The 7,412-nt window shown below is 29.2% G+C and carries 8 protein-coding genes and 1 pseudogene; 5 read left to right on the top strand and 4 right to left on the bottom strand.

Features of this window, described 5'->3' with window-relative positions:
- Positions 1-94: 94 nt before the first annotated feature.
- The 4 genes and pseudogenes from I4V51_RS20110 to I4V51_RS20095 form a co-directional block, all read right to left on the bottom strand.
- Positions 95-289, bottom strand: a pseudogene (locus I4V51_RS20110) (manganese catalase family protein); the annotation flags it as partial.
- Between the two features lie 3 nt (positions 290-292).
- Positions 293-556: a spore coat protein CotJB gene (locus tag I4V51_RS20105; RefSeq protein ID WP_195990223.1), complete on the bottom strand. Its 264-nt coding sequence runs from the start codon at positions 554-556 to the stop codon at positions 293-295.
- Entirely contained in the window at positions 556-828 is a 273-nt protein-coding gene (locus I4V51_RS20100) for a spore coat associated protein CotJA (RefSeq protein ID WP_195990222.1), read from the bottom strand. The genes I4V51_RS20105 and I4V51_RS20100 overlap by 1 nt, the downstream gene beginning before the upstream one ends.
- 79 nt (positions 829-907) lie before the next feature.
- Positions 908-1,060, bottom strand: coding sequence for a hypothetical protein (locus tag I4V51_RS20095; RefSeq protein ID WP_195990221.1), 153 nt, complete (start codon positions 1,058-1,060; stop codon positions 908-910).
- 193 nt (positions 1,061-1,253) lie between these two features.
- Here I4V51_RS20095 and gltS point away from each other — a divergent pair, with 193 nt between their 5' ends.
- From gltS to I4V51_RS20070, 5 genes are all read left to right on the top strand, one after another.
- On the top strand, positions 1,254-2,450 hold the full coding sequence (gltS, locus tag I4V51_RS20090; protein WP_195990220.1) for a sodium/glutamate symporter: 1,197 nt from the start codon (positions 1,254-1,256) through the stop codon (positions 2,448-2,450).
- Between the two features lie 130 nt (positions 2,451-2,580).
- The gene (gene pepV / locus I4V51_RS20085) at positions 2,581-3,984 is read left to right on the top strand and encodes a dipeptidase PepV (RefSeq protein WP_195990219.1); all 1,404 of its coding nucleotides are present in this window, start codon (positions 2,581-2,583) and stop codon (positions 3,982-3,984) included.
- Positions 3,985-4,014: 30 nt separating this feature from the next.
- Positions 4,015-5,229: a peptidase T gene (gene pepT / locus I4V51_RS20080; protein WP_195990218.1), complete on the top strand. Its 1,215-nt coding sequence runs from the start codon at positions 4,015-4,017 to the stop codon at positions 5,227-5,229.
- Positions 5,230-5,316: 87 nt separating this feature from the next.
- Positions 5,317-5,820 (top strand): DNA topology modulation protein, encoded by a 504-nt coding sequence (locus I4V51_RS20075; protein WP_195990217.1) that lies wholly within the window; start codon positions 5,317-5,319, stop codon positions 5,818-5,820.
- A 97-nt stretch (positions 5,821-5,917) separates the two neighbouring features.
- Positions 5,918-7,303, top strand: a complete 1,386-nt coding sequence (locus I4V51_RS20070; protein WP_195990216.1) for an FAD-dependent oxidoreductase — start codon at positions 5,918-5,920, stop codon at positions 7,301-7,303.
- The last annotated feature ends 109 nt before the right edge of the window (positions 7,304-7,412 follow it).

Raw genomic sequence — 7,412 nt, 5'->3', positions numbered from 1 at the left:
TAAAATATAAAGCATATTGGTGTAGATCCAATATGCTTTTAGTTTTATAATAAGTAATTATAGTATTTTAATATATATAACAGAAATGTTCTTATTCTTCTGTACCTATATCAGTTAATAATCCTTTTGATTTATTTGTTGGCATTGTATATCTTTGATTTAAATATCTAAGTGCAGCACCTAATTCACCATCTGGTCCTCCATATTGAGTTATTATAAGTTTTGCCATATTTAAATCGCAAGATTTTAAATTAATAGGATATTCTAAAGTTTTAACATAATACCACATAAATTAATCCTCCCTGTTACTTTCTTTTTCCCAAGGCCAAGGAGTATCAATCCAGGCATCAGGATTTTGGATATAAGCTGAACCAAAGTTAGTTAATGGTCCATATTCTTGCTCATAATCCCAAATTAATTTTCTTAATTTGGAGGAAATTAATTTGTAGTCATCTACAGCAGCTTTACAGGTAGGAAAATTATCTAAATATAAGTTTAGATCTAAAGCGAAAAATTGTAATTTTCTAATTGAATTTAAATGCTCTTGTTGATTCATTATTTTGCCTCCTCAGAATACTTAACAGCACAATAAGGACTATATAAATCCTTAAATATTGTTCCAGCATCAAATGCACAATTTATATTAAATAAATTTTGATAAGGTTGTAGAGCAATACATGCTTTTGCATAAGTTTGAGGAGAAAAAACCTTATATGATTCATAACAGTTTTTTTTGGTATCAGAACAAGCAATATTACATGATAATTCAGATGGATTATTTACACAATCATTGCAGTCGATACAGTCATCGATTCTTTTATAGTACATAATAGTATATCCCTTCGTAAAATTCTCTATGATAATAATTTATGTAGAATTTTGGATAATGTGATAAAAAAATGATTCTTTATAGAATTTTACTTTCCTTATGACCACAATGTTCACATTTAAAATAAACTTTACCGTGAACATTATTATCATAGCCATATTTAAATTCAATCATTTCTTCTCCACATACAGGGCATACTAATTTAATAGCAGACTTCTTCTTTAATGTCATAAATTTTATCTCCTTATTAATTAAGTTTTTTATATCTATTATGAGATAAGATATAGTATTTATCAATGATAAAATTAATATGGCAAAAGGACCATAGTTTGCAAAAAGAGACAAAAAGGTATAAAATTAAGAAATACAAAAGTATAAGTATATAGTAATCTAAAGAAAAATAAACAAGAAGGAGAAGCATAAGATGGAGTTAAATTTGGATATTTTTCAAACAATGGCTTTAGTAACTATTGTATTTTATTTGGGTACATATCTTAGAAAAAATGTAAAATTCTTATCTAAATATTGTATACCAGCACCAGTAGTGGGTGGACTTTTATTTGCAATAGTTATGTTAGTTTTAAAGATAACTAATATAGCAAGTGTAACATTAGATACCACACTACAGAATTTATTTATGACTACATTTTTTGCTAGTGTAGGCTTTACAGCAAGCTTTAAGATATTAAAAAATGGTGGAATAAAAGTGGCTATGTTCTTAGGAATAGCTATTCTTTTAGTTATTTCACAAGATGTGGTTGGAGCTTCTTTAGCAAAAATATTTGATTTAAATCCTTTATTAGGATTATGTACTGGGTCTATTTCTATGATTGGTGGACACGGAACAGCCGGTTCTTTTGGACCTCTTTTAGAAGAGATGGGTGTAAGTGGAGCTACAACAGTTTCTTTTGCATCAGCTACATTTGGTTTAGTAATGGGAAGTTTTATAGGTGGATTTGTTGCAAAGAGTTTAATAGAAAACTATAAGCTTAAAACACCTAAACACTCTGAGGATCACTCTATTCCATTAAGTGACTTCCACGAAGATAATCAAGCGATACTTTGTCATCATAAACTTATGAATGGTTCAGCTTATCTTTTCTTTGCTATGGGAGTAGGATCAATTATATCTAAGTTTATTCAGGATACAGGTCTAACATTTCCATCATATATAGGAGCAATGATTGCAGCGGCTATTATAAGAAATGTTTGTGATATAAAAAAGCAAGAGATTGAAGAGAAAGAGATAGAGGTAATAGGAAATATTAGTTTAAGTTATTTCTTATGCATAGCTTTAATGGGATTAAGGTTATGGGAATTATTTGATTTAGCATTTCCATTAGTAGTTATGTTAATTGCTCAATCAGTACTTATGGCTATATTTGCTTACTTCATTACATTTAAAGTCATGGGCAGAGATTATGATGCAGCAGTGTTTGCATCTGCAAGTTGTGGGTTTGGTATGGGAGCAACTCCTAATGCTGTTGCAAATATGGATGCACTTTCAACAAAATTTGGATTTGCACCAACGCCATACTTTGTAGTACCTATTGTAGGAGCACTTTTTGTAGATTTTGTTAACTCTGCAGTAATTACTTTATTTATAAATATATTAAGGTAATATTAGAAAGTATAGTGTTAATTTTTATTATCGCTATACTTTTTATTATAATGCTTACTAGTTTATAAATTGGACAAAATAGGATATAATATTATCTAATATAACTTTATTAGAAGGTAGGTGTTTTAAAATGTATAAAACATTAATTGATGAATATTTTAATAAAAATAAAGAGTCTATGTTAAAGGATATATGTAAAGTAATAAGAATTAAAAGTGATAGACAAGAAGCAAAAGAAGGAATGCCATTTGGAGAAGGCGTAGTTAAAGCTTTAGAAGAAGCTTTAAGTATTGCTAAAAATATGGGATTTGAAACTAAAAACTATAATAATTATGTAGGAACAGTTGACTTTAATAATAAAGAAAAGGCATTAGATATATTAGCACATTTAGATGTAGTTCCAGCTAGTAATGAATGGACTATAACTGAACCATATAATCCAATAATTAAAGATGGCAAATTATATGGAAGAGGTGCTGCAGATGATAAAGGCCCAGCTATAGTTGCTTTATATGCATTAAAAGCAGTAAAAGATTTAAATATACCATTAAGTAAAAATGTGAGATTAATATTAGGAACTGACGAAGAATGTGGAAGTTCTGATATTGAATATTATTATAATATAGAAAAAGAAGCGCCAATGACTTTTTCACCAGATGCAGATTTTCCAGTAATAAATGTTGAAAAAGGTGGATTAAAGGGAAACTTTACAGCAGTATTTGATGAAGATAAGACTCTTCCAAGAATTTTATCTATAAACTCTGGTGTTAAGGTTAATGTTATTCCTGATAAGGCAAATGCAGTTGTGGAAGGTTTAAGTAAGGAAGATATAGAAAAATACTTTGAGGAAGCTACAAATAGAACAGGAGTAAAATTTACTGTTAATGAAGAAGATAATAAATGTGTAATATATGCAAAGGGAGTAGGCGGTCATGCAGCTTATCCTGAAAGTGCTAATAATGCATTAACTGCTATATTAGATTTATTGGCAACTATGAATTTTTCAGAATCAGAAGGATTTAAAAGAATAAGTGCTATAAATAAGCTATTACCACATGGTGATTATAAGGGAAATGCTATTGGAGTTAAAATGAGTGATAAGGTTTCAGGAGAATTAACATTATCATTTACCATTTTTGAATATAGCACTACAGGATTAAAAGGAACATTTGACTGTAGAGCTCCACTTTGTGCAAATGATAAAAATCTAAGAGATGTTATTTCCAAAAAAATACAACAGGTAGGAATAGAATTAGAACCATGTAATGTATTTGAAGGCCATCATGTTGATGAAAATTCTGATTTTGTTCAAACTTTATTAAAATGTTATGAAATGTATAGTGGTAAAAAGGGTGAGTGTATTGCTATTGGTGGAGGAACTTATGTACATCATTTAAAAAATGGTGTCGCATTTGGTTGTACAATGCCAGGAACTGATAATAATATGCATGGTAATAATGAATTTGCAGTTGTAGATGAACTTATACTTAGTGCAAAAATATTTACGCAAGCAATAATTGAACTTTGTAAATAATAAAAAGGTTTATATATAAGGAGATAAAAAATGAAAGCATATGAGAGATTAATAAAATACGCTAAAGTATATACAACATCTGATCCAGAATCAGAAACTACACCATCAACTAAAAGACAGTTTGATTTAGCTAATATACTAGTTGAAGAAATGAGAGAAATTGGAATTGAAGATGTAAGAGTAGATGAAAACTGCTATGTTTATGGAGTTATTCCTGCAACTAAAGGATATGAAGATAAGCCTAGTATTGGTTTTATAGCTCACATGGATACTGCACCGGCGGCACCAGGAGAAAATGTAAATCCCCAATTAGTTGAAAACTATAATGGCGAAGATTTAACATTATTAAATGGAACAGTTCTTTCAGTAGAAAAGTTCCCTCATTTAAAGAATTTAAAGGGAAGAACTTTAATTACAACAGATGGAACTACTCTTTTAGGAGCTGATGACAAGGCTGGTATTGCTGAAATAATGGAAGCTTCAGAAAGAATAATAAAAGAAAATATACCACATGGGAAAATTTGCATTGGATTTACTCCAGATGAGGAAATTGGAAGAGGTGCTAGTAAATTTGATGTTAAAAACTTTGGTGCACAATTTGCATATACAATGGATGGTGGGGTAGAAGGAGAAATATCTTATGAAAACTTTAATGCATCAGCAGCAACAGTTGAAATTCATGGTGTTTCAGTTCATCCAGGTTCTGCAAAAAATACAATGATTAATGCAACAAATGTAGGTATTGAATTTGATAGAATGTTACCACAAGGTGAAAAGCCAGAACATACAGAAGGGTATGAAGGTTTCTATTACTTAGAAAGTTTTAGAGGAAATACTGATCATGCAATATTAGGATATATATTAAGAGATCATGATGCATGTAAGCTTGAGTCTAAAAAAGCTACATTACAATTAGTTGAAAAGTTATTAAATGAAAAATATGGTGAAGGTACAGTTAAGTTAACAATTACTGATCAATATAAGAATATGGCTGAGCATGTTAAGCCTTGTATCCATTTAATTGATAATGCAATATCTGCGATGAAGAGATTAAATGTTACTCCTATAATTGAACCAATTAGAGGTGGTACTGATGGAGCTACTTTAAGTTATATGGGATTACCTTGTCCTAACTTAGGAACAGGTGGATATGCATTCCATGGAGAATATGAACATATTACTGTAGAAGGAATGGAAATTGCAACTAATATAATAATTGAAATATTAAAAAAATATGCTGAATAATTAAGTTTATAAAGCATTGTTTTTTAGCAGAGTAATAATTACTCTGCTTATTTTTATGTTAGAATTTATAATGGGGGTGTAAGATTTATGAAGAGGATAATTGTTATAGGGTGTGGAGGTGCAGGAAAATCAACTTTTTCTCGTAAGCTTTCAGAAAAATTAAATATACCTGTTTATCATTTAGATAAATTTTTTTGGAATAAAGGTTGGGTATCTACTCCAAAAGATAAGTTTAATAGCAAGATTGAGGAATTAGTGAATAAAGAAGAGTGGATAATTGACGGAAATTATATTAGGACATTAGAAGTGAGGGCAAAGAAATCTGATACTATAATTTTTATAAATATGCCAACATACTTATGTCTTTATAGAATTATTAAGCGTAGATTTATGTATAAAGGAAAAAGTAGACCAGATATGGCTGAAGGATGTCCTGAAGGTATAGATTTTGAATTTTTTAAATGGGTGTTTACTTATAATAAGAAAATAAGGCCACAAATATTAGATAAATTAAATATATATAATGATAAAAATATAATAATTTTAAATGGTAAGAAAGAAGTTAAAAATTTTATAGAAAATAGGCTTTGAGTTATGATATTATCAAAGGTATGAATAAAAGTTAAAATAACTTATAAGATTATATAAATACTTATATACTTTGGATAAACATTAGTGAGGTGAAAAGATGATTAACTTTGATTACAAAGGGCTAACTGGAGATGTAATTACTAAAGAAGATTTTGAATATGAGGAAGAAAGAAAAGCGTGGAATAGGGCTATAGAAAAATATCCGTTAGTAATTGTATATTGTACAACAGAAGATGATATTAGAAATGCAATAATTTTTGCTAAAGCTAATTCACTTTCAATAAGAATAAGAAGTGGACGTCATCATTATGAGGGATATTCTACTGGAAATGACATAGTAGTTATTGATATTAGTAAAATGAATAAAATTTACATAGATGAAAAGAATGAAACAGTAAAAGTTCAAGGTGGGACTCGCAATAGAGAACTTTATGAAACTACAGGGAAAAAGGGATATCCATTTCCAGGCGGGGGGTGCCCTACAGTTGGTGTAGCAGCATTTACATTAGGTGGAGGCTGGGGATATTCTTCAAGACTTTTAGGTTTGGGATGCGATAGATTAGTAGAAGTTGAATTAATAGATAGTAATGGAAATTTAATAGTTTGTAATAAAGAAGCTAATGAAGATTTATTTTGGGCTTTAAGAGGCTGTGGTGGAGGAAATTTTGGGGTAATAACATCTATGACATTTAATTTACCACCTAAAATAGAAATGGCAACATTAGTTAATATTGATTTTACCAATATAGATTTTGAGGAAAATATTGAATTAATTGAAGCATGGCAAGAAAAATATAAAGTATTAGATAAAAGAGCAAATTTTAAATTAGCTATTTATAATTCTAGCGAAAAAGGTAGAGGGGTAAAAATAGTTGGATTAGTATATGGAGATAAAAAGCTTGCTAGTGAATTATTAAAGCCTATAAAGGATATTGTTAGTTCAGGAATTTATAGTTTAGATTATATGACTGTTCTTGAAGCAAATAGAATAATACAAGATAGTCATCCAGAGCATGAAAAGTATAAGAGTTCAGGAAATTTTGTATATAGGGATTACAATAGAGAGGAAATTATAGAACTTCTAAATCTAATAGAAGAAAGGTCAGATGGAGCTACGTATACTGCTATTACTTTCTATGGGTTAGGAGGAGTTATAAAAGACGTTAAGAAGGATAGTACAGCATTTTATCATAGGGATGCTAATTTTATATTAGGTTTTCAATCAGTATGGGAAGAATCAAAATTTGCAAGGGCTAATATTAGTTGGTTTTTAGAAAAGTTAAAATATATAAAGTCAATAACAAATGGATCATTTGTTAATTTCCCTTGTGCAGAGATTGAAAATTATGAAGAAGAGTATTATGGTGAAAACTCTAAACTACTAAAACTTGTAAAGGAGAAGTATGATAAAGATGATTTCTTTAAGTTTGAACAAGACATACGAATTGAAAGAAAATTATTTTATGACTTCTTAGTTAAATAAAAAAGAACTAGATTGAAAATTTTAAAATGTACCCTATAGAGTAGACATGATAAAAAAAGTCTACCCTATAGGGTTTTTCTATTTATAATAGATTTATAACGTTAGGAGT

Source organism: Clostridium sp. D53t1_180928_C8 (genome assembly GCF_015667795.1).
Taxonomy (GTDB): domain Bacteria; phylum Bacillota; class Clostridia; order Clostridiales; family Clostridiaceae; genus Clostridium.
This window is presented reverse-complemented; position numbering and strand designations above follow the sequence as displayed.